We start from the raw sequence: 25,401 nt of genomic DNA, 5'->3' as shown, positions 1-25,401 counted from the left end.
CAAAGTTCGGCCCGGCTATGGGAGGGGAAGTTAACGGAATTGTCAAACACCCTGCGGCGCCGGGCCTGCGGCAAACTGCGTGGACAATGGCGCGGGAGTATGGAAAGGGACCGGGCAAGGAGACCACCATGACCACCACCCGTTTCGCGCCGTCGCCCACCGGCTACCTTCATGTGGGCAATCTGCGCACCGCGCTGTTCAACTACATGATTGCCCGCAAGGCGGGCGGGACGTTCATCCTGCGCATCGATGACACGGATCCGGAGCGCTCCAAGCCGGAATATGTGGACGCGATCCAGGAGGATCTGAGCTGGCTCGGGATCACCTGGGACCGGATCGAGTTCCAGTCCAAGCGGCTGGATCGCTATGCGGAGGCCGCCGATGCCCTGCGCGCGGCGGGTCGGTTCTATGAGGCGTTCGAGACGCCGACCGAGCTGGACCTCAAGCGCAAGAAGCAGCTGAACATGGGCAAGCCCCCGGTCTATGACCGCGCGGCACTGGCCCTGTCGGAGGACGAGAAGGCCGCGCTGCGCGCCGAGCGGGGGCAGGGGGTCTGGCGGTTCAAGCTGGATCATGAGCGGATCGCCTGGACGGACGGGATCCTCGGGGATCTGTCGATCGACGCGGCCTCGGTCTCGGATCCGGTGCTGATCCGGGGCGATGGGCAGGTGCTCTATACGATTGCGTCGGTGGTGGATGACACCGAAATGGGCGTGACCCATGTGGTGCGCGGCTCGGACCATGTGACGAACACCGCCACGCAAATCCAGATCATGGCGGCCCTCGGCCACGGGCATCCGGAGTTTGCCCACCACTCGCTGCTGACCGGGCCCCAGGGCGAGGCGCTGTCGAAACGCCTCGGCACGCTGGCTCTACGCGATCTGCGCGCCGATGGGATCGAGCCCATGGCGCTTCTGAGCCTGATGGCGCGGCTCGGTTCCTCGCAGCCGGTGGAGCTGGTGGACAGTCTCGATGCGCTGATCGAGGGGTTCGACCTGAGCAGCTTCGGGTCTGCGCCGACGAAGTTTGACCGCGACGACCTCTTGCCGCTGACCGCGCGGTTCCTGCATGGGGTGCCCTTCGCGGATATGGCCGCGGAGATCGCTGGCCTTGGCGTGCCGGCGGAGCTTGCAGAGACCTTCTGGGACGTGGCGCGCGCCAATATCACCACCCGCGCGGATCTGCCGGGCTGGTGGCATCTCTTCCGCGATGGCGGGGCGCCGAAAGTGGCCGATGAGGATCGCGATTTTGTCGCCGATGCCTTTGCCCGTCTGCCGGAGCCGCCCTATGGCCCGGACACATGGTCGAGCTGGACCGCCGAGGTCAAAGAGGCGTCGGGCCGCAAGGGCAAGGGGCTCTTCATGCCGCTGCGCCGCGCGGTCACGGGCCTCGACCGTGGTCCGGAAATGGCGGATGTGATGCGGCTTCTGCAAAAGAAACCGACGCTCTGAGCCCGGCGACCACCCCAGCGGTGGCTTCGGGTTAGACAGGGGGCGGCGGGCTCGCTAGGCTCAATCGACCCCCGGAGGCGCCATGGCCGAAGCCGCCAAATTCCTGACAGGCAATCTCTTTCGCCATGTCACCGTGATGTCCCTGACCGCGTCGGTCGGGCTTGTGGCGGTGTTCTTCGTCGATTTTCTCGACATGATCTTCATCGCCATGCTGGGGCAGGCCGAGCTGGCCGCGGCCGTGGGCTATGCGGGCGCGATCCTGTTCTTCACCACCTCCTTCGGGATCGGCGTGGCCATCGCGACCGGCGCGCTGGTCGCCCGGGCGCTCGGGGCAGGGGACGAGGATCTCGCCCGGCAACGGGCCTCTACCTCTCTGATTTACGGCGTGCTCTTTGGGGCGATCTTTGCGGCGCTGGTTTGGCTCAATCTCGATCTCTTGGTGCAGATGATCGGGGCGGAGGGGGCGACCGCGGATCTGGCTGTGCTCTATCTGCAGATCGTGGTGCCAAGCCTTCCGCTTTTGATGATCGGCATGGCCGGCGGGGCGATCCTGCGGGCCCATGGCGCGGCGCGAGCGGCGATGATGGCCACGATCTGGGGCTCGCTGGTCAATGGCGTGCTCGATCCGATCCTGATCTTCGTGCTGGACCTGGAGCTTGTGGGCGCCGCGCTCGCCTCCGTGGCAGCGCGGATTGCGATTGCTGCGGTGGCCTTGCGACCGATCTTTCAGGAATATGGCGGCTTGATCCGACCGGACCTGCGCTGCCTTGCGCTGGATCTGGGGCCGCATCTGACGATCGCTGCGCCTGCGATCCTGACCCAGCTCGCCACGCCGCTTGGGCAGGCCTATGTGACCCGCGCCATGGCGGAGTTCGGGCCCGATGCGGTGGCGGGGCTTGCCATGGTCTCGCGCCTGACACCGGTGGCGTTCGGCGTGATCTTTGCGCTTTCGGGGGCGATCGGACCGATCATCGGCCAGAATTACGGGGCGCAGCGCGGGGACCGGGTGCAGCGCGCTTTTCGCGACGGGTTGCTGTTCACGGCGCTCTACGTGCTGGCTGCGGCGCTGCTGCTCTATCTGGCACGAGCGCCGCTTGCGGACCTCTTCCAGGCCTCGGGCCAGGCGCGCGCGCTGGTCTACCTCTTCTGCGGACCGCTGGCCCTGGCCTTTTTCTTCAACGGCGCGCTCTTTGTGGCCAATGCGGCCTTCAACAATCTTGGTCATCCCTTCTATTCGACCTGGCTCAACTGGGGGCGGCACACGATCGGCACGGTTCCTTTCGTGATGCTCGGCGCGCTCTGGTTCGGGGCGGAGGGGGTGCTGATCGGTCAAGCGCTCGGCGGTGTGTTTTTCGGCGGGCTCGCCGTCTGGCTGGCGCGGCGCGTCATGGCCGAACCGGGCAGTTCAGAGCGCGCGCCGTTCGCCCGTCAGGCCCGCCTCCTCGGGCTCTTGCACCTGCGCCGATAGGCACGCGAGCGCGCTGTCCACGAGGTCCCGCGCTCCTGCCTCCAGCGGTTGCGCCCGCGGATAGATCGGCGCCGCCCGGTCGTTCAGGACGGGCCCGTCCCAGCCATCGGTCGTCGCAAAGAACGCCTCGGCCCCTGTCTCGCCGAACTCCGCCAGATAGCCGCCGATCACCGTATCGAGATAGCTGAGCAGGATCGGATGCCGCAGCTCCGGGGCGTCGAGATGCTCGGCCCGCGCCTCATAGACATGCAGGTCGAGCTCCCGGGCATCCTGCTGCGCCTCCGGACCGAGCCGGATCCTGTTATAGGCGCGTTCCCGCGCGTCGAGCGCCGCCCAATCCGCGCCCGGCACGGCGGCGACCAATCCGGCGATGCGAGAGCCCGGCGCGCGCACCGCCGAAAGGAAGGCCACCTTGCGATGGCGCGAATGCCGCCAGACCCGGCGCCAGCCCTGCAATTCCGCTTGCATCCGCACGGGATAGCCATGGGTGCCGCGATGCACGAGTGAGCCATAACCAAAGAAATGCGGGGTTTCGGGGGGCGGGGCAGACATGGCGAAATCCTGCGCGAATCCACCCGCGGCAACAAGGGGCGCGCGGGAAACTTGACCCTGCGCATGCGCGCCACATGTACCCCCCTACCAGACCAAATGGAGAGACCATGTCCAATCTCGAAGACCGCCAGCGCGCCTATACCGACAACCCCTATGCCGAGAAGCACGCCGCCGCACTCGCCTCGATCGAGGCAGAGAAGCGACGCAAGGAAGCCTCGGGCTATGCCTGGATGGCGGCGGCTGCGGGCTATGGCGAGGCGGCCCAGGGGGGCGGCAAGTTCGGCAAGGTCGCGACCGCGTCGAAATGGTTCGTCCTGTGGTTCGCGATGATCGTGCCGAACCTGCTGCTGATCCGCGTCATTTTCTGACGAAACACCTGCCCGAGGGGCGGGTCCTTGGTCACTGGAAGCACAACGAGGCCGCGCAGTTCAGCGCGGCTTTCCTGCGTTTCGGATCAGGTCACGCGAATAAACCCGCGGGAAATCGGGACCGCGCACCCGGAGATCCGGACACGGGACAGCGCGCCATCGGTGACCTCCGCCTCGAAGCCGATCCGGCTGAGCCGACCCATATCCTCGCCCTGGGTCAGGGTCAGGTGGGTCGTGCCTTCGGACAACGCATCCGAGGCCAAAAGCTGCGCCGCAAGGATCGCACTGGCCGAGCCGGTCGCCGGATCCTCTGGGATCCCGGCGGTGGGCGAGAACATCCGCGCGTCATACCCGTCAGACGACCGGCAATAGAGATACGCGCTGTCCACGTCACAGGCCACCATCAACTGGGACCAATAGGGCTCCACGGGGCGGGCACGGCGCAAGGCCTCGCGATCAGCCACAGGCAGATAGACAAAGGCCGGGCCACCGGCAAAGACCGCAGGGGTATGACTGGCAAACCCCAGAGCGTCCAGACCCACGGCCCGTGCGGCGAGCGCAGGGTCGCAATCCGGCCCATGGGGATGGGGCAGAACCGGCGCCGAGAGCGTCGCAACCCCATCGGCTATCTCCACCGGGACCAGCCCGGCATTTTCGCCCAAAACCACATGGTCGAGACCTAGCTGCCCCGCGAGATGGAGCGCGCAGCCAATTGTCGGATGCCCGGCAAAATCGATCTCAGCCGTGGGAAAGAAAATCCGCACCCGCGCGGTCTGCGTCGCATCCTCGGGCGGCTGCACGAAGATCGTCTCCGACAGGTTGAACTCCCGCGCGATGGTCTGCATCTGTGCCGTGCTCAGCCCGCCTGCTTCCTCGACAATGGCCAGAGGGTTCCCGGTGAACGGCGTGTCGGTGAACACGTCATAGACATGAAACGGCAGCTCCATCACGCCCCCTCATTGTTCTCAAAATACTCCGGGGGAGGCGCTTTGCGCCGGGGGCAGAGCCCCCAGACACCGTTTCCTCACACCAGACGGCTGTTATCCTTGGCGGCCCGCACGAAATCCGCAAAGAGCGGATGCGGCTCAAACGGCTTCGATTTCAGCTCCGGGTGGAACTGCACACCGATGAACCAGGGGTGATCCTTGACCTCGACGATCTCGGGCAGGCGGCCATCCGGAGACATGCCGGAAAAGATCAGACCCTCGGCCTGCAACTGATCGCGGTACTTGATGTCCACCTCATAGCGATGGCGATGCCGCTCTTCGATCGTGGTGCTGCCATAGATCTCCGCGACCTTGGAGCCTTCGACCAACTGCGCCGTGTAAGCGCCAAGCCGCATGGTGCCGCCCTTGTCATCATCAACCTTGCGCTCGACCTTGTGGTTGCCCTGCACCCATTCCTTCAGATGATAGACCACCGGCGTGAAGCGGCGCTTGCCGGCCTCGTGGTCGAATTCCTCGGAGCCCGCATCGGTGAGATCCGTGAGGTTCCGCGCGCTTTCGATCACGGCCATCTGCATGCCGAGGCAAATCCCCAGATAGGGGATCTTGTGCTCGCGGGCGAATTGCGCGGCCTTGATCTTGCCCTCGGTGCCACGCTCGCCAAAGCCGCCGGGCACGAGGATCGCGTCGAATTTCTCGAGATGCGGGACCGGGTCCTCGCGCTCGAAAATCTCCGCATCGATCCATTTGGATTTGACGCGCACGCGGTTGGCCATGCCGCCATGGGTCAGAGCCTCGGCGATGGACTTATACGCGTCCTCGAGCTGGGTGTATTTGCCGACAATCGCGACTGTCACCTCGCCCTCGGGGTTGTGGATCCGGTCGGCCACGTCATGCCAGACGCTCAGATCGGGCTTCGGGGCGGGCGAGATGCCGAACGCGTCGAGCACCGCCTGATCGAGCCCCTCGCGGTGATAAGCGAGTGGCGCCTCGTAGATCGATTTCAGATCCTGTGCCGCGATCACAGATTCCGGGCGCACATTGCAGAAGAGGGCGAGCTTGTCCCGCTCCTTCTGGGGGATTGGCCCCTCGGAGCGACAGACCAGCACATCCGGCGCGATGCCGATCGAGCGGAGCTCCTTGACCGAGTGCTGGGTCGGCTTTGTCTTCAACTCGCCCGAGGCCGCGATCCAGGGCAGCAGCGTGAGATGCATGAAGATGCACTGCCCGCGGGGCTTGTCCTGCCCGAACTGGCGGATCGCCTCGAAAAACGGCAGGCCCTCGATATCGCCCACGGTGCCGCCGATCTCGCAGAGCATGAAATCGACCTCATCATCGCCGATATCGATGAAATCCTTGATCTCGTTGGTTACGTGCGGAATGACCTGGATCGTCTTGCCGAGATAGTCACCGCGGCGCTCTTTCTCGAGAACATTTGAATAGATCCGGCCGGAGCTGACGGAATCAGTGCGCCGTGCGGCCACGCCGGTGAAGCGCTCGTAATGGCCCAGGTCGAGATCGGTCTCGGCCCCGTCATCGGTGACGAACACCTCCCCATGCTCGAACGGGCTCATGGTGCCGGGATCGACGTTGAGATAGGGGTCCAGCTTGCGCAGCCGGACCGAGAACCCGCGCGCCTGCAACAGCGCGCCGAGGGCCGCAGAGGCCAGTCCCTTACCCAGCGAAGAGACAACCCCGCCCGTGATGAAAACATAGCGTGCCATTGGGCTCGGCTCTCCCGTCCATCCCCGTTTGCGCGCGGGGATCTTGCAAAATTTTGGAAAGGATGCAGGGGATTCGAGGCCCCTGAACCCGTGTCTCCACGGGATTTAACCTGTAAAGGATTCGTCCCGCTTTGGCAACCGGACCGCTATATCCTGCGGTCCGCGTTAACTTTTTCCCTAGAAGTAGGGTCTACTCCGCGCGCGGCGGCAGCAGGGGCTGGTCGCTGGCCGCAGGCGGCAGCAGGTCCGAGGCCGGGGGCAGAAGATCGTTCTGCTCAACCGGGGGCGGCACGGGCTGATCGGTCAGCCGGTCCAGCACGGAAGCGTTGTTCGAGTTCGCCGCAGCCAGGATCGTCAGCGTGATCGAGGTGCCGATAAAGGCAATCGCCAAGAGCCAGGTCATCTTGCCCAGCGCCGTCGCTGCCGAGCGCCCGGTCATGGCACCGCCGCCGCCACCGCCGCCCATGCCCAGACCGCCCCCTTCGGAGCGCTGCAGGAGCACCACGCCAATCAGCGCAAGCGCCAAGAGCAGGTGGACGATCAGAATGACGTTTTCCATGGACGGTTCGGCCTCGTTATGCGGACCCCGGCTACCTAAGGCGTCCGGGACCGGCTCGCAAGCCCTCAGATGTCTCAGGCGTCCACGTCATCCACATCCGCCTGTCCGCTGAGCCGGCGGCGCACGATGCTCCAGCTCAGGCCCACGCCCAGCACGATCGAGAGCGCGAGGATCCCCAGCCAGGTCTGCACGCCCGGATTCTCGAGGCTGAGCAGACCCAGATCGTAGAGAACCCAGATCAGCGCCGCGAAAATCGCCGCGATCAGGATCATTCCGAAGAGCCCGATGGAGCGCAGGGTCGCGCGCAGAAAGATGATATAGCCGACGGTCAGGAGCAGCCCGAGCAGGACCACCACCGAAAGCTGCGCCTCGTGATTGCCCAGAGCCCAGCGGATATAGTTGAAATCCGTCGGGTTATAGGTGGCCGCCAGCAGCAGAAATGCCGCCAGCCAGCGGATCAGAATGTCCATCTTCGTCCCTCGTTTTCGCGCTCGATGGTGCCCCTGCTGCCAAATACCGCCCCCCGCGTCCAGTGCTGCGCGCCCGCGCCGCGCATTTTGCGGTTTCCCCACAGGACCGGCATGGATATACCGGCGCGGGTTTCCTGAAACACGAAGTGAGGGCCGAGATGGCGAACGTAGTGGTCGTGGGCGCGCAATGGGGCGACGAGGGCAAGGGCAAGATCGTGGACTGGCTCTCGGAACGCGCGGATGTGATCGCACGGTTCCAGGGCGGACATAACGCAGGCCACACGCTTGTGATTGACGGCAAGGTCTACAAGTTGAACGCGCTGCCCTCGGGTGTGGTGCGGGGCGGCAAGTTGTCGGTGATCGGCAACGGGGTCGTGCTCGACCCCTGGCACCTCGTGAAAGAGATCGAGCAGATCCGCTCGCAAGGCGTGGATATCACCCCTGAGACGCTGATGATTGCCGAGAACACGCCGCTCATCCTGCCGATCCATGGCGAGCTGGACCGCGCGCGGGAAGAGGCGGCCTCCAAGGGCACCAAGATCGGAACCACCGGGCGCGGGATCGGCCCGGCCTATGAGGACAAGGTTGGCCGCCGCTCGGTGCGCGTGGCTGATCTGGCCGATGACGCGACGCTCGAGGCGCGGGTGGACCGCGCGCTGCAGCACCACGATCCGCTGCGCAAGGGCTTGGGGATTTCGCCGGTGGACCGCGACGCGCTGATCGCGCAACTGCGGGAGATCGCGCCGGCCATTCTCGAATATGCCGCGCCGGTCTGGAAGGTTCTGAACGAGAAGCGCAAGGCGGGGCACCGGATCCTCTTTGAAGGGGCGCAAGGGGCGCTGCTTGATATCGATTTCGGAACCTACCCTTTCGTGACCTCGTCCAATGTGATCGCCGGTCAAGCGGCCACGGGCGTGGGGATCGGGCCGGGCTCCATCGATTATGTGCTGGGTATCGTGAAAGCCTACACGACCCGCGTGGGGGAGGGGCCGTTCCCGACCGAGCTCGACAATGACCATGGTCAGCGGCTGGGTGAACGCGGGCGCGAGTTCGGGACCGTGACCGGGCGCAAGCGGCGCTGCGGTTGGTTCGACGCGGCCCTTGTGCGTCAGACCTGCGCAACCTCCGGGGTGAACGGGATCGCGCTCACCAAGCTCGATGTGCTCGACGGGTTCGAGACCCTGAAGATCTGCGTGGGCTATGAGCTTGACGGCAAGACGCTCGATTATCTGCCGACAGCGGCTGAAGAGCAGGCGCGCTGCAAGCCGGTTTATGAAGAGATCGACGGCTGGTCTGACAGCACCGAGGGTGCGCGCAGCTGGGCGGATCTGCCGGGGAATGCGGTGAAGTACGTGCGCCGGATCGAGGAGTTGATCCAGTGTCCGGTGGCGCTACTTTCCACATCACCTGAACGGGACGACACAATCCTTGTGACCGATCCCTTCGCGGATTGAACTCGGGTGGTGTGATGGCTCTTTCCTATAAAGCGCGGCGGCGATGGTCGCTGGTGATCCTGCTCCTGGGGTTGCCCGCCTATATCGTTGCTGCGGTGACCATCATGAACTTGCTCGACCGGCCGCCCTTCTGGGTAGAGTTGGCGGTGTATGTCGGGTTGGGCATCCTCTGGGCGGTGCCCTTCAAATTCGTTTTCAAGGGGATCGGGCAAGCAGACCCGGATCAACCGCGCGACGACGCCTAGCGTCTAGGGATCCGCTCGATTAGGCGGTCGAGCTCAGGCTTGAAGCCGGCGTGATTGGGCGTCCTAAGAGATGCCCGGTTGTGTTTCAGCCATTCGCCACAAAACGGGAATCGGTTGAGATAACGAACTGCCCCCGTTCGATTTTCTCGATCGTTCCGTTGCGAAGGAGGTCGCCGAAGCTTCGCAGGGAGTCTTCGCGCGAGAAGCTGCGGTCATGGTCATGGCGCATTACCATATGCATGACTTCCGGGCGCGAGAAATGCGCTTTGCCTTCCACGACACTCAGATAGGCCGCAGCGGCTTCGAGGAGTTCATGCAACTCGCTCGCGCCAACGGATTCCGCGTAGTTCGCGAAGCCGGTGTCGAGCGCGCGGGTCTTGTCCTGACCTGCGATAGCGGTCCGGGTGATCCGGCGCGGGCGCACGGACGGGTCGGTGTCATCCCAATCCACGCGGGCTTGCGGCACCAAGACGAGTGGCGGAGGGCCGTTGTGCTCCGAGGTATGGTCAGCGTCGACCGCTGCCCCTTCGATCGCATCCTCAATGTCCGTGGCGACAGGGTCTGGCGCGGGCTCTTCGGAGATTGTCTCGCCGCTAAGGGTGGCGCCCGTCTCAGGATGCTCCTCGAAAGCGCGCGCCACATCTTCGTCTGCTTCTTCGAGTTGGTTTCTGCGCTTGAGTTTCCCAGGCATCAGGCGATCCGCAAAGGTCGCCGCCACGGCCGCCTTGATGTGGCTCAGCGTACTGCGCCGGTTTTGCGCGCCTTCTTCATTCAGTGCATCGTCTGTTTTGGCGAGGATGCGGTCGACAGTTTCGGCTTCATCGATCGGCGCAAACTGCGGAGCGTGATCCGCGGTCGCAAGATCTGGATCTGTGTCAGCAGGGGCTGAAGCGACCTCCTCACCGGCCTCATGATCAAGTTCGGCAAGTGAGGTGCTCTCTTCGACATCTGCCACTTCGACACTGCGTTGGAACGCCTGCGGGCGCTCCGCGCCACGGCTGCGTAGCAGAGAAACCGCCGCTTCGAGATCCGCGCTTTTGATGCCCAATGGGGGCAGCGTGTCTTCCGTGGCCGCTTCGCATTCCTCCGCATGATCTTCGTGTGCGTCTTCTGTCTCCGAAGTTTCAGCAATCTCCGGATCGTCCTCAGAGGCCTCTGTCTCAGAGACGCTTTCCTCAAAATCCGTCTCATCCAGCATTGCCAGCGTGGTGGCGATCACGTCCTCCTCTTCAAGGTCTTCGCCGTCAATATCTGTCTCGCCGTCGAATCCCTGAGCTTCGCCTGTGAAGGGATCATGCTCATCCGATTGCGTATCCGACGGGCTCTCTTCTTCCAGATCTTGCGTTGGTAGATCCGCGTCGAAGGCATCGACGGCCCCCGCGTTTTCCGCCAACAGCGCAGAGACGGCATCGTCTGAACTCAGATCGTCTTCAGCATAAGCTATTGCGGGTGCTTCGGGCGCGGACCACGCTTCCTCAGCCTCAGCCTCAGCCTCAGCCTCAGCCTCAGCCTCAGCCTCAGCCTCAGCCTCAGCCTCAGCCTCAGCCTCAGCCTCAGCCTCAGCCTCAGCCTCAGCCTCAGCCTCAGCCTCAGCCTCAGCCTCAGCCTCAGCCTCAGCCTCAGCCTCAGCCATTGGCATGGCCACTACTTGGGCAGGCACTGCGAAGGTGACCTCATCGGTCAGGTCATCCGTATCCTCGACATCGAAGCGCGCTTCGAGCTCAGCAGTGCTGTCCACGGTATTGGCGGCAACGACCGAGCGAATGCGCTGCAGCTTCGCGGCGATGCTGGAGGCGCTGAGCCCGGTGGTGGAGAGGTCTGGCGCTGGCTCAGCGCTCGGTTCGGGCGCGGGAAGGTCCGTGGAAGGGATCTGGAAGAGTGCTGTGACATCTTCGTGCCGATGCCAGGGATCGGGATCCGCAGTCGCGACCTCTTCGGGCTCGGATACGGCAATCGGCAGCTCCGGCGTATCGGGCTCGGGTTCCTCCGGGGCGGGCGGCTCCCAAAGCGACGACGTATCCTCATCCTCAAGCACCGGTTCGGCAGCGTCGGGCGCATCCTCTTCGGGTGGCGTTTGGGTCAGGTGCACGGCACCGTCACGCAGATCAGCATCCACACTGGTCGCGGCGCGGCGCTGGGCGATGCTTTGCAGCATCTGTGCATCCGGGGTCGGCGGCTCAGCTCCGAAGTAGCGATCCTCGGCGGCCAGATCGCGAAAATACTCCGCAATATCCTTCATCGCGGAGAAGGGATCCTCGAACCCTTCAAGCGTGCAGGAGAAGGTCCCGTAAGAGACCGTCAGGATCTTGTTCGAATCTTGCATGTGCCTGCTCACTTCCTTCCCCCGAGCCAGCTGACATAAAATACGGGCTGCAATTTCCATTTCACAAACAAAAACAAGAAAAATTCCCTAATTTTCGGCAATTATGGTTGAAGTTTGGCAAGCCTCGGAAAATGGTCATGAAATGGCCCAACTCCCGAAAAATTCCGCCACATTCGTGACATATTTGGGTGCTGGGCCGGCGCCGGGTCCGGTGATTCAGGCGGCCTTGGCTGCGGCACCGATTCTCGTTGCGGTGGATGGCGGGGTGTCCCATGCGGCGGCGATCTCGACCCGTCCGACCCGGATTCTCGGCGATCTCGACAGCCAGCCAGAGGCCCTGCCGGAGGCGTTCGCGGACGTCCCCGTCACGCATATTGCCGAGCAGGAGAGCACGGATTTCGACAAGGCGTTGCGGACGGTCCCGGCGGATCTGGCCCTCGGCGTGGGGTTCCTCGGGGGGCGGGTGGATCACGAGCTGGCCTGCTTTCACACTCTCCTGCGCTACGCCCATCTCAAGGTGCTGCTCCTGTCTGAGACGGACGTGGTGACACTCGCCCCGCCGCGCGGGGTGATGCGCCTGGCTGTGGACACGCGGCTGTCATTTTTCCCGCTCCAGCCGGTGCGCGTGACCTCTACTGGGGTGCGCTGGCCGCTGACGGCCGAGTGGTTGGATCCGCGCGACCGGATCGGGACGTCCAATATCGTGACCGCAGGGCGGGTCACGCTGGAGGCCTCGGATCCGGGCTGTCTGGTCATCGCGCCGGCGGACTGCCTCGGCCAAATGATCGATTACCGGCGGCAATCGGATGTTTGGCCTGAAAAACACGCATGAGTCCGCCGGTCCTCACGAGAATTTCAGGAAAATCGCTCCATGGTCTCGCGCATCGCGCGCTTTTGTCCCATAAGCGGCCCGTGACCGTCGAGGAGCAGGCCCTATGTCCGGAGAATTGTCCCCAATTGATCGCGCAAAATACGTCGCGGCAAAACGCGCTGTCGGGTTTATCGAAGACGGCATGCGGGTTGGCCTTGGCACGGGCTCGACCGCGGCCTGGATGGTGCGCCATCTGGCCGAAGTGGTGGCCGAAGAAGGGATGCAGATCACCTGTGTGGCGACCTCGACCCGTACGGCAGAGCTCGCCCGGGAACTGGGCCTGACGGTAACAACCCTGGATGATGTCAAATGGCTCGATCTGACCATTGATGGCGCGGATGAGTTTGACCCGGGGCTGAACCTGATCAAAGGCGGTGGTGGCGCGCTTTTGCAGGAAAAGATCGTCGCGACAGCCTCGGACCAGATGATTGTGATCACTGATTCGTCCAAGGCCGTGGCCACGCTGGGGGCCTTCCCCCTGCCGGTGGAGGTGATCAAATTTGGCTGGGAGACCACCAAGACCCTGATCGAAGAGACCCTTATCAACATCGATGTGGCCGGGCGCGAGACGCGCCTGCGCATGGATGGAGACACGCCCTATATCACCGATGAGGGCAATGTGATCGTCGATCTGGATCTGCAACGCATTGGAAATGCTCGCCAGCTCTCGCTCGTGCTGAACCAGCTGCCGGGTGTGGTGGAGAACGGGCTCTTCCTCGACATTTGCGACATCGTGGTGATCGGCAAGGGCGATGGCAGTGTCGAGCTGCGCGATATCAATGCCGGAAGCGTGCACCAAGAGCAGGTTGAAGTCCCGGGCGCGCGCAACGTATTCTCCGACCAGTAACGACTGACCCGGGTGGGGTCGGCGTGGAAGACAGGAGCGACCCCATGAGTTTTGACTACGATTTGTTTGTCATCGGGGGAGGCTCCGGTGGCGTTCGGGCCGCGCGCGTGGCCTCCGCCGAAGGTGCCAAAGTCGCGCTGGCCGAAGAGTACCGCATGGGCGGGACCTGTGTGATCCGCGGCTGTGTTCCCAAAAAGCTGATGGTGTTCGCCTCGGGCTATGGCGAAATGCCGGAAGAGGCGCGCGCCTATGGCTGGGACATCCAGGACGGCGATTTCGATTGGCTTCCTTTCCGGACCAAGCTGAATACCGAACTGAACCGGCTGGAAGAGGTCTATCGCAGCCTGCTGAACGGCTCGGATGTGGAGATCTTTGACAGCCGCGCCACGCTGGTCGACCCGCATACGGTGAAGCTCGCCTCGGGCGAGACGAAGACCGCCAAGCACATCCTTGTTGCGACGGGCGGCTATCCGGTGCGCCCGGATCTGCCGAATGCCCATCTGGGCATCACGTCGAATGAGATCTTCCAGCTTGAGAGCCTGCCGAAATCGGTTCTGATCATCGGCGGCGGTTATATCGCCTGCGAGTTCGCGTGCATTCTCAATGGCTTGGGGGTGGAGGTCACGCAATACTATCGCGGGGCGCAGATCCTGCGGGGTTTTGATGACGAGGCCCGGGGGCTCGTGGCCGAGGCCATGCGCGAGAAGGGCGTGAACCTGCATCTGGGCACGAATATTGTCGAGATGCGCGCGGCTTCGGATGCAGAAAACGCGCAGATCCTGACCAGCACGGATCCGGCCATGGGCGCCGCCGCACAAGATGCCGCCGATCTTGCGGAGGCAGGGCCGGCTTGTGGGCCGGTTTGGGTCAAGGCGACCAACGGGCAGGAAGGCGTCTACGATCAGGTGATGTTCGCCACCGGGCGCAGCCCTTCGACCCAGGGGCTGGGTCTCGAGGAGGCGGGCGTGGCCGTCGGGCGCCGCGGGGAGGTGGTCGTTGATGACTATTCCCAGACCAACATCCCCTCGATCTATGCCATTGGCGATGTGACCAACCGGGTGCAGCTGACGCCCGTGGCGATCCGCGAGGGCATGGCGTTTGTCGAGACGGTGTTTAAAGGCAACCCAACAAAGCCCGATCACGACCTGATCCCGTCGGCGATCTTTACCCAGCCCGAGCTCGGGACGATCGGTCTGAGCGAAGAACAGGCCCGCGAGCAGGAACCGGTGGATATCTACTGTACCTCCTTCCGGGCGATGCAGGGCGCCTTTGCCGGAAAGTCCGACCGGGTGCTCATGAAGCTCGTGGTCAGCAAGGCCACGGACAAGGTTCTGGGCTGCCACATCGTGGCCGATCATGCTGGCGAGATGATCCAGCTTGCCGGGATTGCAGTGAAAATGGGGGCGACGAAAGCGGATTTCGACAGGGTCTGCGCGGTGCATCCGACCATCTCCGAAGAGTTGGTCACGATGAAATCACCCGTGCGGAGCGCTTGATATCCGGGCGTGCGCAACCATGTCCTGAGGGGAGTTACGACGATATGCAGACGACAAGGAAAACGGATGGCGAATAACAACGGTGGACCCTGGGGCGGCGGGGGTGGTCGCAACGGTGGCGACAACCGAGGCGGTGACAATCGCGGCGGCCGACGGCCCGGAGGCCCCGGAGATAACGGTCAAATCCCCGAAATCGACGAGATCATGAAAAAAGGCCAGGAGCAGCTGCGTGTCCTCATGGGCGGTCGCGGCGGCGGCACCAACGGGCGCAGCCCGGGCGGTGGCGGTGGTGGCCCGAAGATCACCAAGGGCACAGTGGCTCTTGCGGCGCTCGCGGCGGTTGGCCTGTGGGTTTATTCGTCCCTCTACACGGTGCGTCCGGAAGAACAATCGGTCGAGCTGTTCCTCGGTGAGTTCTCTGCCGTTGGCAACCCGGGTCTGAACTTCGCGCCTTGGCCGCTTGTGACCGCAGAGGTTCTGCCGGTGACGCGGGAAAACACCGAAGAGATCGGCACGTCCCGCACCAGCACGCGCGGCGAAGACGGTCTGATGCTGACCACGGATGAAAACATCGTGGATATCGACTTTGACGTGGTCTGGAACATCTCCGACCCGGCAGCCTTCCTGTTCAACCTGCGCGATGGTCAGGAGACCGTGCGCGCGGTGTCCGAAGCGGCCATGCGCGAAGTGATCGCCCAGTCCGAACTGGCGCCGATCCTGAACCGGGATCGTGAACTGATTGCACAACAGGTGCAGGACCGGATCCAGGAAACCCTCGACAGCTATGTCAGCGGCATCAATGTGGTGCGTCTCAACCTCGACCGGGCCGACCCGCCCGAGCAGGTGATCGATGCCTTCCGCGAAGTGCAGGCCGCCGAACAGGAGCGGGACCGTCTGGAACGTCAGGCGGACGCCTATGCCAACCGCGTTCTCGCGGGCGCGCGCGGTGAAGCCGCCCAGCTTCTCGAACAGGCCGAAGCCTATCGCGCTCAGGTCGTGAACGAGGCCGAGGGTGAAGCCAGCCGCTTTACCGCCGTTCTGGCTGAATATCAGAACGCGCCGGAGGTGACCCGCAAACGTCTCTATCTCGAGACGATGGAGCGTGTGCTCGGCGGGATCGACAAGGTCATCCTCGACAGTGATGCAGAGAGCGGTACCCAAGGCGTCGTCCCCTATCTGCCCCTCAATGAGTTGCGCCGTCCGGCCGGAGGAACGAACTGATGAAAAAGGGACCTATTGGCCTGATTGCCGTCGCGATTGTCGGTTTCGTCGCGATCAACTCGCTCTTCATCGTGGATGAACGTGAAAAGGCCCTCGTGCTCCAGTTCGGTCAGATCAAGGCCGTGAAGGAGAACCCGGGACTCGCGTTCAAGATCCCCTTCATTCAGGAGGTCGTGCGCTATGACGACCGTATCCTGAGCCTCGACACCCAGCCCATCGAAGTCACGCCCTCCGACGATCGGCGTCTCGTGGTCGACGCCTTCGCGCGCTACCGGATTTCGGACGTGGTCCAGTTCCGGCAGGCGGTCGGTGTCGGTGGCATGCGTGCGGCGGAGCAACGCCTCGAAGGCATCCTCAACCCGCAGATCCGGGCCGTGCTAGGTTCGGACGGTGTGACCTCGAACACGATCCTCTCGGCAGATCGCGCCGATCTGACCTCGCGCATCACCGCAGGGGCACGGGCACGGGCGTCCGATATCGGCCTCGAAGTGGTGGATGTGCGCCTGAAACAGACCAACCTGCCGGCGCAGAACTTGGACGCGACCTTCGCCCGGATGCGGGCGGAACGGGAACGGGAAGCCGCGGACGAGATCGCGCGCGGTGAAGAAGCGGCGCAGCGTGTCCGCGCCCAAGCCGACCGGACCGTGGTCGAGCTTGTCTCCGAATCCCAGAAGGAAGCCGACATCACCCGCGGTGAGGCGGATGCCCGTCGGAACGCGATCTTTGCCAGCGCCTTTGGGGCGGATCCGGAATTCTTTGAATTCTATCGCTCCATGACCGCCTATGAGCGGGCCCTGCAGGGTTCCAACTCCACCATGGTCATCGCCCCGGATAGCGAGTTCTTCGACTATCTCGACGGCACAGTGGCGCCTTCGCAGCGCTGATGGATGTCATTCTGACCGCCCTCGGGTTGGTCTTCGTGATCGAGGGGCTGGTGTTCGCACTGGCCCCTTCGCGTATCGAGGATCTGCTGGCCGCTTTTGCGCGCATGCCGGTCTCGACCCGACGCGGCTTGGGTTTGGCGGCAATCGCCCTAGGTACTATCCTTGTCTGGGTGGGAAAGAGCTTGGTCGCCTAGCGATCCCGTGGAACACTGCCGCCCGGGCATGTCACGTCTACGTGACGACGCGCGAGAGGCAGGACGCTTGAATATGGCGTGGGCAATGAAAACATCTGGGACAGCATGGGCTCTGTCCCGTGAGAAGACCTAAGACCCGCTCCCCCGTGGCGGGCTTTCAGGAGGACCCCAAGAGTGAACAGACACGACGAACAGCGACGCGCGCCGCAGGTCATTGCGCAGGTCGCAACCCCCGCGTCCCGGCGGGTGACCCCCCTTCATGCCATGGCAGCGGCCCTTCTGGCCCTCGCGATGGTGCTGGCACAAACCCTCGCCACTGAGGCGCGGGACAACCCTGGCAGCTTTGCGGATCTGGCCGAACGGGTCAGCCCGGCGGTGGTGAACATCACCACCTCGACCAATGTGGCCACACCCGGTGGGCCGCAGCCCATCGTTCCCGAGGGCTCGCCGCTCGAAGACTTCTTCCGCGATTTCATGGACCGGCAGCAGGAAGAGGGGCGTCCGGCTCCGCGCCAGCGCCGCTCCAACGCGCTGGGTTCGGGCTTCGTGATCTCCGAGGACGGCTTCATCGTCACGAACAACCACGTGATCGAGCAGGCCGATGAGATCCTGATCGAGTTCTTCTCGGGCGAGGAGCTGGAGGCAACGGTGATCGGCACGGATCCCAACACCGATATCGCCCTTCTGAAGGTTGAAAGCGATGCGCCGCTGCCCTTCGTGAGCTTCGGCGACAGTGACGCGGCCCGTGTGGGCGATTGGGTCATGGCCGTCGGCAACCCGCTGGGGCAGGGCTTCTCGGTCTCTGCCGGGATCGTCTCGGCGCGCAATCGCGCGCTTTCGGGCACCTATGACGACTACATCCAGACCGATGCGGCGATCAACCGGGGCAACTCGGGCGGTCCGCTCTTCAACATGGATGGCGACGTGATCGGTGTGAACACCGCGATCCTGTCGCCCAATGGTGGCTCGATCGGCATTGGCTTCTCCATGGCCTCTGGCGTTGTGACCAATGTGGTCGACCAGCTCAAGGAGTTCGGCGAGACCCGTCGCGGTTGGCTGGGTGTGCGCATTCAGGATGTCACCGACGATGTGGCCGAGGCCCTGGGGCTTGAGACGGCTGCGGGCGCGCTGGTGACGGATGTGCCCGATGGCCCGTCCCTCGATGCGGGCATGGAAGCGGGTGACGTGATCCTGACCTTTGATGGTCGCGATGTGGAAGACACCCGCGAGCTGGTGCAGATCGTCGGCAACACCGCGGTTGGCAAGGCCGTGCGGGTTGTGGTCTTCCGCTCCGGTGCGACGCAGACCCTGCTGGTGACCCTGGGTCGCCGCGAGGAAGCGGAGCGCGCCGTGCCTGTCTCGGCCCCGGCGGATGAGCCGATCGAGAAGGAGATCATGGGCCTGACCGTGACCGAGCTGAATGACGAGCTGCGCGAGCAGCTGGGCATCACCAATGGTCTCGCGGGGCTTGTGGTCAGCGATATCGACGAGACCTCCGAGGCCTATGAAAAAGGTCTGCGGGCCGGTGACGTGATTACCGAAGCCGGTCAGGAGAAGATCGCGTCCGCAGATGAGCTCGAAGAGCGGATCGAGGCGGCCAAGGAAGCCGGGCGCAACTCGCTTCTGCTGCTGGTGCGCCGGGATAACGAGCCGCGCTTTGTGGCGCTCTCGCTGAACTGACGTTCGCGAGACGATTAGCTTGGAAAACAGGCGCGCCTCCGGGGATCCGGGGGCGCGTTTTTCGTTTCTCAGGGCTGGTCGGCGGCGCGGCAGATCTCCGGCCGCAGGAGCTGGTCCAGCATGGCGGAGCAATCCTCGATCTCATCGGCGATCAGGTGAAGGACTGCCCCTTCGCGCTGGATCCGCCCCTGAACGCGCAGCATGCGTCCGGCGATCACGGCCCGGCGGTAGCGCTCATAGATCTTGTTCCAGACCACCACATTGACCGTGCCGGTCTCATCCTCGAGCGTGACGAAGATCACCCCATGGGCCGTGCCGGGGCGCTGGCGCAGCAGGACCAGCCCCGCCACGCAGACCCGCGCGCCATTGGGCGGGCGGTGCAGCAGGTCCGCCGGAATACAGGCCGGGGGGCGGGGCCAGGGGGGCGGCGATCCCGCGGAAAGGTCGCTGGGAGGAGGCATGGGAACATAAGTAGAACATTTATCGGATTTCGCAAGGCTGGCCAATTCTGCGCGGCTGAACTATGTGAGGGTTAACACTTGTCTTGCAGAGCAAAGGACCGCGGTCAGAATGGCGAAGATCACCTATATCGAACACAACGGGACCGAGCATGTGGTCGACGTGGCCAATGGCCTGACCGTGATGGAAGGCGCCCGGGACAACAACATTCCCGGCATCGAGGCCGATTGCGGCGGTGCCTGCGCCTGCTCGACCTGCCATGTCTATGTCCATCCCGATTGGGTTGAGAAGATCCCGGGCAAGGAAGCCATGGAAGAAGACATGCTGGATTTCGCCTTTGAGCCTGACCCCGCGCGCTCGCGTCTGACCTGCCAGATCAAGGTCTCGGATGCGATTGACGGCCTCGTGGTGCAGATGCCCGAGAAGCAGATCTGATGACCCTCCGGGCGCCGCGTCTGGCGGCGCGCCTGTGGGTCCGGCGCGCGCGCGGCGCTCTGCTGGCCAGGGCGCTTGTGGCGCTGGCCGCTCCGTGGCTGGCCTCGGGGGCTGCTCAAGCCGCCGAGGGTGTGGTGTCCGCCGAGTATGGGGACGAGACCACCCGCTACGCCCATGGGGTGCTGGGCGATGCCATCGAGTATGGCTCTCTGACCATCGTGACGGATCGCGGGCGTCGGTTGCGGATCGTGCTGCCGGAGCATTCGGTCTTTGAGGATCTGGCCCCACGGGTTGCGGATCTCGACGGGGATGGCGCGGCGGAGGTCGTGGTGGTCGAAAGCCACCGAGATCTCGGCGGGCAATTGGCGATCTACGGTCCCGAGGGCAAGATCGCCGCGACGCCCCATATCGGGCGCACCAATCGCTGGCTCGCACCCATCGGGGCGGCGGATTTCGATCGCGATGGCGCGGTGGAGATCGGCTATATCGACCGGCCCCATCTGGCCAAGACCCTGTTGCTCTGGCGCTATGAGGACCGGGCTTTGACCCAGGTCGCGGCGATGCCCGGCGTGACGAACCATCGGATCGGCGAGGATTTCATCTCGGGCGGGGTGCGCGACTGCGCTGGTGCCCTCGAGATGGTGGTGGCCGAGGCGAATTGGTCAGGGACCGTCGCCGTGCGCTTTGAAGGTGGCCGTCTGTCGCGTCAAGCTTTGCCTTACCCGGCCACTCCGGCAGGGTTTGCAGACGCGCTGAGCTGCACGCCCTGAGCGCGCCTCAGAGCGCGCGCCAGCCGATATCCCGGCGCACCATGCTCTCGGGCCAATCGATCCCGTCCACCAGCGCATAGGCCTTGGCCTGCGCCTCGGCGAGGGTCGCGCCACGGGCCGTCGCGTTGAGCACCCGTCCGCCATTGGCCAGAAGCCGACCGCCCTCGCGCTTTGTCCCTGCGTGGAACACCATATTGGCGCTGTCCTCGGGCAAGGCCTCGATCCCACGGATCTCAGTGCCCTTCTCATAGGAGCCGGGATAGCCCTCGGCGGCGAGCACAACGGTCAGGGCATGATCCTCGGCCCAGTTCACCTTGGCCTCGGCCAGCTTGCCCTCGGCGCAGGCCAGCATCAGGTCGAGCGCCTGGGCCCCGAGCCGCATCATCAGCACCTGGCATTCCGGATCGCCGAAGCGCGCGTTGTACTCCACCAGCCGGGCGCGCCCATCCTCGATCATCAGACCAGCATAGAGCACGCCCTGATAAGGCATGCCGCGTTTGGCCATCTCGTCCATGGAGGGGCGGATGATCTCGTCCAGCGCCTGCCGGGCAATCGCGTCCGTAAGAACCGGGGCAGGGGAGTAGGCGCCCATGCCGCCCGTATTCGGCCCCTTATCGCCGTCAAAGGCGCGCTTGTGGTCCTGCGCCGTACCGATCGGTAGCACGGTCTCGCCATCGCAGAGCACGAAATACGACGCCTCTTCACCGGTCATGAACTCCTCTATCACGACCTCCGCGCCCGCCCCGCCAAAGGCTCCGCCGAACATGTCATCCACCGCGGCCAGCGCTTCGGCCTCGGTCATCGCGACGATCACGCCTTTGCCCGCGGCCAGACCATCGGCCTTGACCACGATGGGCGCGCCCTGCGCCTCGATATAGGCCCGCGCGGCGGCGGCGTCGGTGAAGTGGGCATAGGCGGCCGTGGGGGCGCCCGCTGCGTCACAGACCTGCTTGGTGAAGGTCTTGGATGCTTCGAGCTGTGCGGCCGCCGCCGAGGGACCAAAGCATAGGATTCCCGCCTCGCGCAGCCGGTCGGCGACCCCGGCGGCCAGAGGCGCCTCGGGCCCGATGATCACGAAATCAATCGCGGCTTCCTCGGCAAAGCCCACCACGGCGTTCCGATCCTCGATATCCAGCGCCGCGCATTCAGCGATCTCGGCCATGCCCGCATTGCCCGGTGCCACGATCAGCCGGTCGCATTTCGGGTTCTGGGACACCGCCCAGGCCAGCGCATGTTCGCGACCGCCACTGCCGAGGATGAGGATGTTCATGATCTGCCGCGTCCTTTGACTTTTACCCGGGGTTGCCGCGTTCTAAGATGCGCAGCAAAGCGAGGCAAGCGAGGCCAAATGTCCGATTTCGACCTGATCGACGACCCCCAGCCGGGCCAGAACGCGCCGGAATTCACGGTCTCGGAGCTTTCGGGGGCGATCAAGCGCACGCTGGAGGGCGAGTTTGGTCGCGTGCGGGTGAAGGGCGAGTTGGGCCGGGTGATGCGGGCCAAGTCCGGGCATCTCTATTTCGACCTCAAGGACGACCGCGCGGTGATCAATTGCACTACCTGGAAAGGGCAGGTGGCAGGCCTCGGTGTGATGCCCGAAGAGGGGCTCGAGGTCGTGGTTGAGGGCAAGCTCAGTGCCTATGCGCCGTCCTCGCGCTACAATATCAATGTGGACCGGATCGCCGTGGCCGGGGTCGGCGCGCTCATGGCGATGCTGGAGAAGCGGCGCAGGCAGCTTGCCGCAGAGGGGCTTTTTGACGAGGGGCGCAAGCGTCCAATCCCGTTCCTGCCCGAGGTGATCGGCGTGGTGACCAGCCCCTCGGGCGCGGTGATCCGCGATATCCTTCACCGGCTGCGGGAGCGGTGTCCGCGCAAGGTGCTGATCTGGCCCGTGGCCGTGCAAGGGCAAAATTGCGCGCCCGAGGTGAGCAATGCGATCCGCGGGTTCAACGCGCTGACCCCGGGCGGGGCGCTGCCTCGGCCCGATCTGCTCATTGTGGCGCGGGGGGGCGGGAGCCTCGAGGATCTCTGGGGCTTCAACGAGGAAGCCGTGGTGCGCGCCGCCGCCGAAAGCGAGATCCCCCTGATCTCTGCCGTGGGGCACGAGACCGACACGACCCTGATCGACCATGCCGCCGATCTGCGCGCGCCCACGCCCACGGCGGCGGCGGAGCGGGCCGTGCCCGTGCGGCTCGACCTCTTGGCCGGGCTCGACAGCCTGGGGGCGCGGATGCTGACCGGTCTGACCGGGGGCGTGCGGATCCGGGGACAACGGGTGCGCGATCTCTCTCGCGCCTTGCCCCGGCCCGAAGAGCTGTTGAGCACGCCGTCCCAGCGGCTCGACCATGCCACGGCGCGTCTGCCCGCCGCCTTGCGCAGCGCGACGCAGGCCAAGCGGGGCGCGCTGGCCGAGGCGGGCGCGGCCCTGCGGCCCCGACTGCTGCGCGCGCAGATCGAAGCGGGCGCCCAGCGGGTCGCGCAAGCGGGCGCACGGCTCGATACAGCGCTCCCTCGGGTGGTCACGCTCCAGACCGAGCGGCTTGCGACCCGTGCGGCGCGGCTGCGGCCCGAGACCCTGACGCTGCAGGTGGGGCGCGAGCGGGACCGGTTTGACGGCTTGTCGGCCCGACTGGCCCGGGTCTCAGCGGCGCAAGTCGCCGGATGGCGCAGCGGGCTTGAGGCGTTGGAGCGTGTGCGGACCACCGTAGGCTATGAGGCGACGCTCAAGCGCGGCTACGCGGTAGTGCGTGCGGGCGAGGGGATCGTAACGACGAAGGCCAGCGCTGCGGAGGCATCCGGGCTCGAAATCCAGTTCCAGGATGGCCGCCTCGCGGTCGCCGCCACGGACACTCCCGTCGCGGCTCCGACAAAAGCCGCAAAGCCCAAAGCACAGCGCAAGCGCAAATCCTCCGAACCAGACCAGGGGTCTCTTTTCTGAGGGGTCAGGCCCCGAGATAGGGTTGATCGCAGATCAGCGGCGCCGGGCTCTCCCGCCGTCCGGTCAGATCATCGAGCGGATCCGCCCCCACCACGCGGCCCACAAGACCCTGAGGCTGGTCGAAGAAGTGCCAGCATTGCGGCTCGTTCGGCGCGTGTTCATAGACGAAACAAATCGCGTCCCCTTCCGGGTACCAGCGTCCCTCGCGGCACTCCTCGCCCGAAAACCGCCACGTGACGGAGCCGTCGCTGCGATAGGTTTCCGCCCCGTAGGCGCGGCCATATTGCTCGAAATAGATCGTCTTGCCGGTGACCCGCTCGGCAAAATCTACCCCCGACAGGGGCGCCTCCTCCGCAGCCTGAGCCGGAAGGGTCGTCATGAGGCAGAGAGCAAGAGCGCGCAGCATGGCGAAAAGGCTAGCAATGCCATGGGCATCCGTCGATCCCTGATCCGCAGCGGCGGCATGCCCGCATCAGGCAAGGGCGAATCCACGCAGAAGCGGGCTGCGGGCTTTTCCTCGGGCATCGGGGCGATTAGGTGTGAGCCAGAGGTGTAGACCCCGCGAGAAGGCCCCCGATGTCGTTTTTCAAGAAGCTCAAGACCCGGATGTTCAAATCCTCCTCGAAGCTGGAGGAAGGGCTGGACGCGCTTGTCGAGGATGGCGGCGAGGTCGATGCGACGCCGCCACCTCCACCGCCTGCGCCTGAGCCTGAGCCTGAGCGGGCTGAAGCTTCGGCGCCTAGAGCCGAACCGGAGGCACCGCCCCCGGCATCAGAGGTTACGGCTGCCCCGGATCCCATTGTCGAGGACACCCCGGAGCCCGCACCGACAACAGAGCCCGCACCGATCCCCGAGCCTGCTGCGCCTGAACCCGATCCGATCCCGGATCCTGAGCCGATCCCGGAGCCCGAACCGGCCCCAAGTGCCGAGATGGAACCCGAGCCTGAGCTCACGCCAGAGCCCGAACCCAGCCCGGAGCCGGTGGAAGACCCCAATCCCGCGCCCGTGGCGACACCGGAACCGGCGCGCAAGCCCGGCCTGATCGGGCGTCTCTTCGGGGGCGGATCGGCACAACCTGCGCCAGAGCCCGTCCCGGAAGCGGCCGCGCCCACCCCCGCGCCCATGCCCGTGCCAGCCGCTCCGACCATGCGGCGGGTCATGGATGACGAGATGCTCGAGAGCCTTGAGGAGGTGCTGATCGCCTCGGATATGGGCGTCGACACGGCCCTGCGGGTGAGCGCGAATATCGCCGAAGGGCGCATGGGGCGCAAAGTCTCGACGGAGGATATCAAACGGATCCTCTCCGATGAGATCGCCCGGATCATGGAACCTGTGGCCCGCCCACTACCGATCTATCCCAAACGCCCGCAAGTGGTTCTGGTGGTCGGGGTGAACGGATCCGGCAAAACCACGACGATCGGCAAGCTGGCCAGCCAGTTCCGGGCGGCGGGCAAATCCGTGGTAATCGCCGCCGGGGACACGTTCCGTGCAGCGGCGGTGGAGCAGCTGCAGGTCTGGGGCGACCGCGCCGGGGTGCCGGTGTTGACCGCGCCCGAAGGCTCCGACCCCGCCTCGCTCGCCTTCGATGCGATCAAGCAGGCCCAGTCCAGCGGCGCTGACCTTCTGATGATCGATACGGCGGGACGGTTGCAGAACCGCGCGGATCTGATGGAAGAGCTCGCCAAGATTGTCCGCGTGATCCGCAAGGTCGACGAGACCGCGCCGCATAATACGCTTCTGGTGCTCGACGCAACCACGGGTCAGAACGCGCTGAGCCAGGTCGAAACCTTCCGCAACCTCGCTGATGTCTCGGGACTCGTGATGACCAAGCTCGACGGCACGGCCAAGGGCGGGGTTCTTGTGGCGCTCGCGGACAAGTTCGGCCTGCCGATCCACGCCATCGGCGTCGGCGAGCAAATCGACGACCTCGCCCCCTTCGATCCGGAGGAGTTTGCCGATGCGCTCACCGGTCTTGAGCGCTGAGGACTTAAGTCTCGAAATATCCTCGGGGGGGCGCAGCTTGTCTGCGCGGGGGGCAGACAGCCCCC

At 64.8% G+C, this 25,401-nt stretch carries 25 protein-coding genes; 16 read left to right on the top strand and 9 right to left on the bottom strand.

Features of this window, described 5'->3' with window-relative positions; all coding sequences use genetic code 11:
- Positions 1–128 precede the first annotated feature (128 nt).
- Together gltX and ACP153_RS12540 are read left to right on the top strand one after the other, a co-directional pair.
- The gene (gltX, locus tag ACP153_RS12545; RefSeq protein WP_424971334.1) at positions 129–1,451 is read left to right on the top strand and encodes a glutamate--tRNA ligase; all 1,323 of its coding nucleotides are present in this window, start codon (positions 129–131) and stop codon (positions 1,449–1,451) included.
- 82 nt (positions 1,452–1,533) lie between these two features.
- Positions 1,534–2,919, top strand: coding sequence for an MATE family efflux transporter (locus tag ACP153_RS12540; protein WP_424971333.1), 1,386 nt, complete (start codon positions 1,534–1,536; stop codon positions 2,917–2,919).
- Here the strand turns inward: ACP153_RS12540 and ACP153_RS12535 are convergent.
- Positions 2,857–3,471 carry a gamma-glutamylcyclotransferase family protein gene (locus ACP153_RS12535; protein WP_424971332.1) on the bottom strand — a complete coding sequence of 205 codons (615 nt, stop codon included), beginning with the start codon at positions 3,469–3,471 and terminating at the stop codon, positions 2,857–2,859. The genes ACP153_RS12540 and ACP153_RS12535 overlap by 63 nt on opposite strands.
- A gap of 107 nt (positions 3,472–3,578) precedes the next feature.
- On the opposite strand from ACP153_RS12535, the gene ACP153_RS12530 reads away from it, so the two are divergent.
- Positions 3,579–3,839 carry a hypothetical protein gene (locus ACP153_RS12530; RefSeq protein ID WP_424971331.1) on the top strand — a complete coding sequence of 87 codons (261 nt, stop codon included), beginning with the start codon at positions 3,579–3,581 and terminating at the stop codon, positions 3,837–3,839.
- A gap of 86 nt (positions 3,840–3,925) precedes the next feature.
- Here the strand turns inward: ACP153_RS12530 and ACP153_RS12525 are convergent, their stop codons facing one another.
- From ACP153_RS12525 to ACP153_RS12510, 4 genes are all read right to left on the bottom strand, one after another.
- Complete coding sequence (locus ACP153_RS12525; RefSeq protein ID WP_424971330.1) at positions 3,926–4,786, bottom strand: PhzF family phenazine biosynthesis protein; 861 nt, start codon at positions 4,784–4,786, stop codon at positions 3,926–3,928.
- A 77-nt stretch (positions 4,787–4,863) separates the two neighbouring features.
- Positions 4,864–6,507, bottom strand: coding sequence for a CTP synthase (locus tag ACP153_RS12520; protein ID WP_424971329.1), 1,644 nt, complete (start codon positions 6,505–6,507; stop codon positions 4,864–4,866).
- Positions 6,508–6,697: 190 nt separating this feature from the next.
- On the bottom strand, positions 6,698–7,066 hold the full coding sequence (gene secG, locus ACP153_RS12515) for a preprotein translocase subunit SecG (protein WP_424971328.1): 369 nt from the start codon (positions 7,064–7,066) through the stop codon (positions 6,698–6,700).
- Between the two features lie 74 nt (positions 7,067–7,140).
- The gene (locus ACP153_RS12510; protein ID WP_424971327.1) at positions 7,141–7,536 is read right to left on the bottom strand and encodes a DUF6524 family protein; all 396 of its coding nucleotides are present in this window, start codon (positions 7,534–7,536) and stop codon (positions 7,141–7,143) included.
- A 158-nt stretch (positions 7,537–7,694) separates the two neighbouring features.
- Here ACP153_RS12510 and ACP153_RS12505 point away from each other — a divergent pair, with 158 nt between their 5' ends.
- Positions 7,695–8,990 carry an adenylosuccinate synthase gene (locus ACP153_RS12505; RefSeq protein ID WP_424971326.1) on the top strand — a complete coding sequence of 432 codons (1,296 nt, stop codon included), beginning with the start codon at positions 7,695–7,697 and terminating at the stop codon, positions 8,988–8,990.
- A 14-nt stretch (positions 8,991–9,004) separates the two neighbouring features.
- Positions 9,005–9,235, top strand: a complete 231-nt coding sequence (locus ACP153_RS12500; protein WP_424971325.1) for a DUF2842 domain-containing protein — start codon at positions 9,005–9,007, stop codon at positions 9,233–9,235.
- A gap of 85 nt (positions 9,236–9,320) precedes the next feature.
- Here ACP153_RS12500 and ACP153_RS12495 read toward each other — a convergent pair whose 3' ends face one another.
- Positions 9,321–11,558 (bottom strand): hypothetical protein, encoded by a 2,238-nt coding sequence (locus tag ACP153_RS12495; protein ID WP_424971324.1) that lies wholly within the window; start codon positions 11,556–11,558, stop codon positions 9,321–9,323.
- Between the two features lie 175 nt (positions 11,559–11,733).
- Between ACP153_RS12495 and ACP153_RS12490 the strand changes: the two genes are divergently transcribed.
- The 7 genes from ACP153_RS12490 (at position 11,734) to ACP153_RS12460 (ending at position 18,751) form a co-directional block, all read left to right on the top strand.
- On the top strand, positions 11,734–12,390 hold the full coding sequence (locus ACP153_RS12490) for a thiamine diphosphokinase (RefSeq protein ID WP_424971323.1): 657 nt from the start codon (positions 11,734–11,736) through the stop codon (positions 12,388–12,390).
- A gap of 103 nt (positions 12,391–12,493) precedes the next feature.
- Positions 12,494–13,276 carry a ribose-5-phosphate isomerase RpiA gene (gene rpiA, locus ACP153_RS12485; RefSeq protein WP_424971322.1) on the top strand — a complete coding sequence of 261 codons (783 nt, stop codon included), beginning with the start codon at positions 12,494–12,496 and terminating at the stop codon, positions 13,274–13,276.
- 44 nt (positions 13,277–13,320) lie between these two features.
- The gene (locus ACP153_RS12480; protein ID WP_424971321.1) at positions 13,321–14,772 is read left to right on the top strand and encodes an FAD-dependent oxidoreductase; all 1,452 of its coding nucleotides are present in this window, start codon (positions 13,321–13,323) and stop codon (positions 14,770–14,772) included.
- A gap of 66 nt (positions 14,773–14,838) precedes the next feature.
- Positions 14,839–15,993, top strand: coding sequence for an FtsH protease activity modulator HflK (hflK, locus tag ACP153_RS12475; protein ID WP_424971320.1), 1,155 nt, complete (start codon positions 14,839–14,841; stop codon positions 15,991–15,993).
- A complete protein-coding gene (gene hflC / locus ACP153_RS12470; protein WP_424971319.1) occupies positions 15,993–16,877 on the top strand; it encodes a protease modulator HflC in 885 nt (294 codons plus the stop codon). Before hflK ends, hflC begins: the two co-directional genes overlap by 1 nt.
- Positions 16,877–17,071 carry a DUF2065 domain-containing protein gene (locus tag ACP153_RS12465; protein WP_424971318.1) on the top strand — a complete coding sequence of 65 codons (195 nt, stop codon included), beginning with the start codon at positions 16,877–16,879 and terminating at the stop codon, positions 17,069–17,071. The genes hflC and ACP153_RS12465 overlap by 1 nt, the downstream gene beginning before the upstream one ends.
- Positions 17,072–17,335: 264 nt before the next feature.
- Positions 17,336–18,751, top strand: coding sequence for a Do family serine endopeptidase (locus ACP153_RS12460; protein WP_424971456.1), 1,416 nt, complete (start codon positions 17,336–17,338; stop codon positions 18,749–18,751).
- A gap of 68 nt (positions 18,752–18,819) precedes the next feature.
- On the opposite strand, the gene ACP153_RS12455 is transcribed toward ACP153_RS12460, so the two are convergent.
- Positions 18,820–19,212, bottom strand: coding sequence for an OB-fold nucleic acid binding domain-containing protein (locus ACP153_RS12455; protein ID WP_424971317.1), 393 nt, complete (start codon positions 19,210–19,212; stop codon positions 18,820–18,822).
- Between the two features lie 109 nt (positions 19,213–19,321).
- Between ACP153_RS12455 and ACP153_RS12450 the strand changes: the two genes are divergently transcribed.
- Together ACP153_RS12450 and ACP153_RS12445 are read left to right on the top strand one after the other, a co-directional pair.
- Positions 19,322–19,645, top strand: a complete 324-nt coding sequence (locus ACP153_RS12450; protein ID WP_424971316.1) for a 2Fe-2S iron-sulfur cluster-binding protein — start codon at positions 19,322–19,324, stop codon at positions 19,643–19,645.
- Positions 19,645–20,415, top strand: coding sequence for an FG-GAP repeat domain-containing protein (locus ACP153_RS12445; protein WP_424971315.1), 771 nt, complete (start codon positions 19,645–19,647; stop codon positions 20,413–20,415). Before ACP153_RS12450 ends, ACP153_RS12445 begins: the two co-directional genes overlap by 1 nt.
- Positions 20,416–20,422: 7 nt before the next feature.
- Here ACP153_RS12445 and purD read toward each other — a convergent pair whose 3' ends face one another.
- Complete coding sequence (purD, locus tag ACP153_RS12440) at positions 20,423–21,685, bottom strand: phosphoribosylamine--glycine ligase (RefSeq protein ID WP_424971314.1); 1,263 nt, start codon at positions 21,683–21,685, stop codon at positions 20,423–20,425.
- 78 nt (positions 21,686–21,763) lie between these two features.
- Here purD and xseA point away from each other — a divergent pair, with 78 nt between their 5' ends.
- On the top strand, positions 21,764–23,353 hold the full coding sequence (xseA, locus tag ACP153_RS12435) for an exodeoxyribonuclease VII large subunit (RefSeq protein ID WP_424971312.1): 1,590 nt from the start codon (positions 21,764–21,766) through the stop codon (positions 23,351–23,353).
- A 4-nt stretch (positions 23,354–23,357) separates the two neighbouring features.
- On the opposite strand, the gene ACP153_RS12430 is transcribed toward xseA, so the two are convergent.
- On the bottom strand, positions 23,358–23,732 hold the full coding sequence (locus ACP153_RS12430; RefSeq protein ID WP_424971311.1) for a hypothetical protein: 375 nt from the start codon (positions 23,730–23,732) through the stop codon (positions 23,358–23,360).
- A gap of 197 nt (positions 23,733–23,929) precedes the next feature.
- On the opposite strand from ACP153_RS12430, the gene ftsY reads away from it, so the two are divergent.
- The gene (ftsY, locus tag ACP153_RS12425; protein WP_424971310.1) at positions 23,930–25,336 is read left to right on the top strand and encodes a signal recognition particle-docking protein FtsY; all 1,407 of its coding nucleotides are present in this window, start codon (positions 23,930–23,932) and stop codon (positions 25,334–25,336) included.
- Positions 25,337–25,401: the final 65 nt, after the last annotated feature.

Source organism: Dinoroseobacter sp. S76 (genome assembly GCF_049801095.1).
Taxonomy (GTDB): domain Bacteria; phylum Pseudomonadota; class Alphaproteobacteria; order Rhodobacterales; family Rhodobacteraceae; genus Dinoroseobacter.
This window is presented reverse-complemented; position numbering and strand designations above follow the sequence as displayed.

Bases quoted from the DNA above. Each gene is read 5' to 3' on its own strand.
- ACP153_RS12540 (WP_424971333.1), top strand. From the start codon at position 1,534: ATGGCCGAAGCCGCCAAATTCCTGACAGGCAATCTCTTTCGCCATGTC.
- xseA (WP_424971312.1), top strand. From the start codon at position 21,764: ATGTCCGATTTCGACCTGATCGACGACCCCCAGCCGGGCCAGAACGCG.
- ACP153_RS12510 (WP_424971327.1), bottom strand. From the start codon at position 7,536: ATGGACATTCTGATCCGCTGGCTGGCGGCATTTCTGCTGCTGGCGGCC.
- ACP153_RS12460 (WP_424971456.1), top strand. From the start codon at position 17,336: ATGGCAGCGGCCCTTCTGGCCCTCGCGATGGTGCTGGCACAAACCCTC.
- ACP153_RS12505 (WP_424971326.1), top strand. From the start codon at position 7,695: ATGGCGAACGTAGTGGTCGTGGGCGCGCAATGGGGCGACGAGGGCAAG.
- ACP153_RS12465 (WP_424971318.1), top strand. From the start codon at position 16,877: ATGGATGTCATTCTGACCGCCCTCGGGTTGGTCTTCGTGATCGAGGGG.
- ACP153_RS12495 (WP_424971324.1), bottom strand. From the start codon at position 11,558: ATGCAAGATTCGAACAAGATCCTGACGGTCTCTTACGGGACCTTCTCC.
- gltX (WP_424971334.1), top strand. From the start codon at position 129: ATGACCACCACCCGTTTCGCGCCGTCGCCCACCGGCTACCTTCATGTG.
- ACP153_RS12480 (WP_424971321.1), top strand. From the start codon at position 13,321: ATGAGTTTTGACTACGATTTGTTTGTCATCGGGGGAGGCTCCGGTGGC.
- ftsY (WP_424971310.1), top strand. From the start codon at position 23,930: ATGTCGTTTTTCAAGAAGCTCAAGACCCGGATGTTCAAATCCTCCTCG.
- ACP153_RS12530 (WP_424971331.1), top strand. From the start codon at position 3,579: ATGTCCAATCTCGAAGACCGCCAGCGCGCCTATACCGACAACCCCTAT.
- ACP153_RS12525 (WP_424971330.1), bottom strand. From the start codon at position 4,786: ATGGAGCTGCCGTTTCATGTCTATGACGTGTTCACCGACACGCCGTTC.
- ACP153_RS12430 (WP_424971311.1), bottom strand. From the start codon at position 23,732: ATGACGACCCTTCCGGCTCAGGCTGCGGAGGAGGCGCCCCTGTCGGGG.
- secG (WP_424971328.1), bottom strand. From the start codon at position 7,066: ATGGAAAACGTCATTCTGATCGTCCACCTGCTCTTGGCGCTTGCGCTG.
- hflC (WP_424971319.1), top strand. From the start codon at position 15,993: ATGAAAAAGGGACCTATTGGCCTGATTGCCGTCGCGATTGTCGGTTTC.
- ACP153_RS12455 (WP_424971317.1), bottom strand. From the start codon at position 19,212: ATGCCTCCTCCCAGCGACCTTTCCGCGGGATCGCCGCCCCCCTGGCCC.
- ACP153_RS12450 (WP_424971316.1), top strand. From the start codon at position 19,322: ATGGCGAAGATCACCTATATCGAACACAACGGGACCGAGCATGTGGTC.
- hflK (WP_424971320.1), top strand. From the start codon at position 14,839: ATGGCGAATAACAACGGTGGACCCTGGGGCGGCGGGGGTGGTCGCAAC.
- purD (WP_424971314.1), bottom strand. From the start codon at position 21,685: ATGAACATCCTCATCCTCGGCAGTGGCGGTCGCGAACATGCGCTGGCC.
- ACP153_RS12500 (WP_424971325.1), top strand. From the start codon at position 9,005: ATGGCTCTTTCCTATAAAGCGCGGCGGCGATGGTCGCTGGTGATCCTG.
- ACP153_RS12445 (WP_424971315.1), top strand. From the start codon at position 19,645: ATGACCCTCCGGGCGCCGCGTCTGGCGGCGCGCCTGTGGGTCCGGCGC.
- ACP153_RS12535 (WP_424971332.1), bottom strand. From the start codon at position 3,471: ATGTCTGCCCCGCCCCCCGAAACCCCGCATTTCTTTGGTTATGGCTCA.
- ACP153_RS12520 (WP_424971329.1), bottom strand. From the start codon at position 6,507: ATGGCACGCTATGTTTTCATCACGGGCGGGGTTGTCTCTTCGCTGGGT.
- rpiA (WP_424971322.1), top strand. From the start codon at position 12,494: ATGTCCGGAGAATTGTCCCCAATTGATCGCGCAAAATACGTCGCGGCA.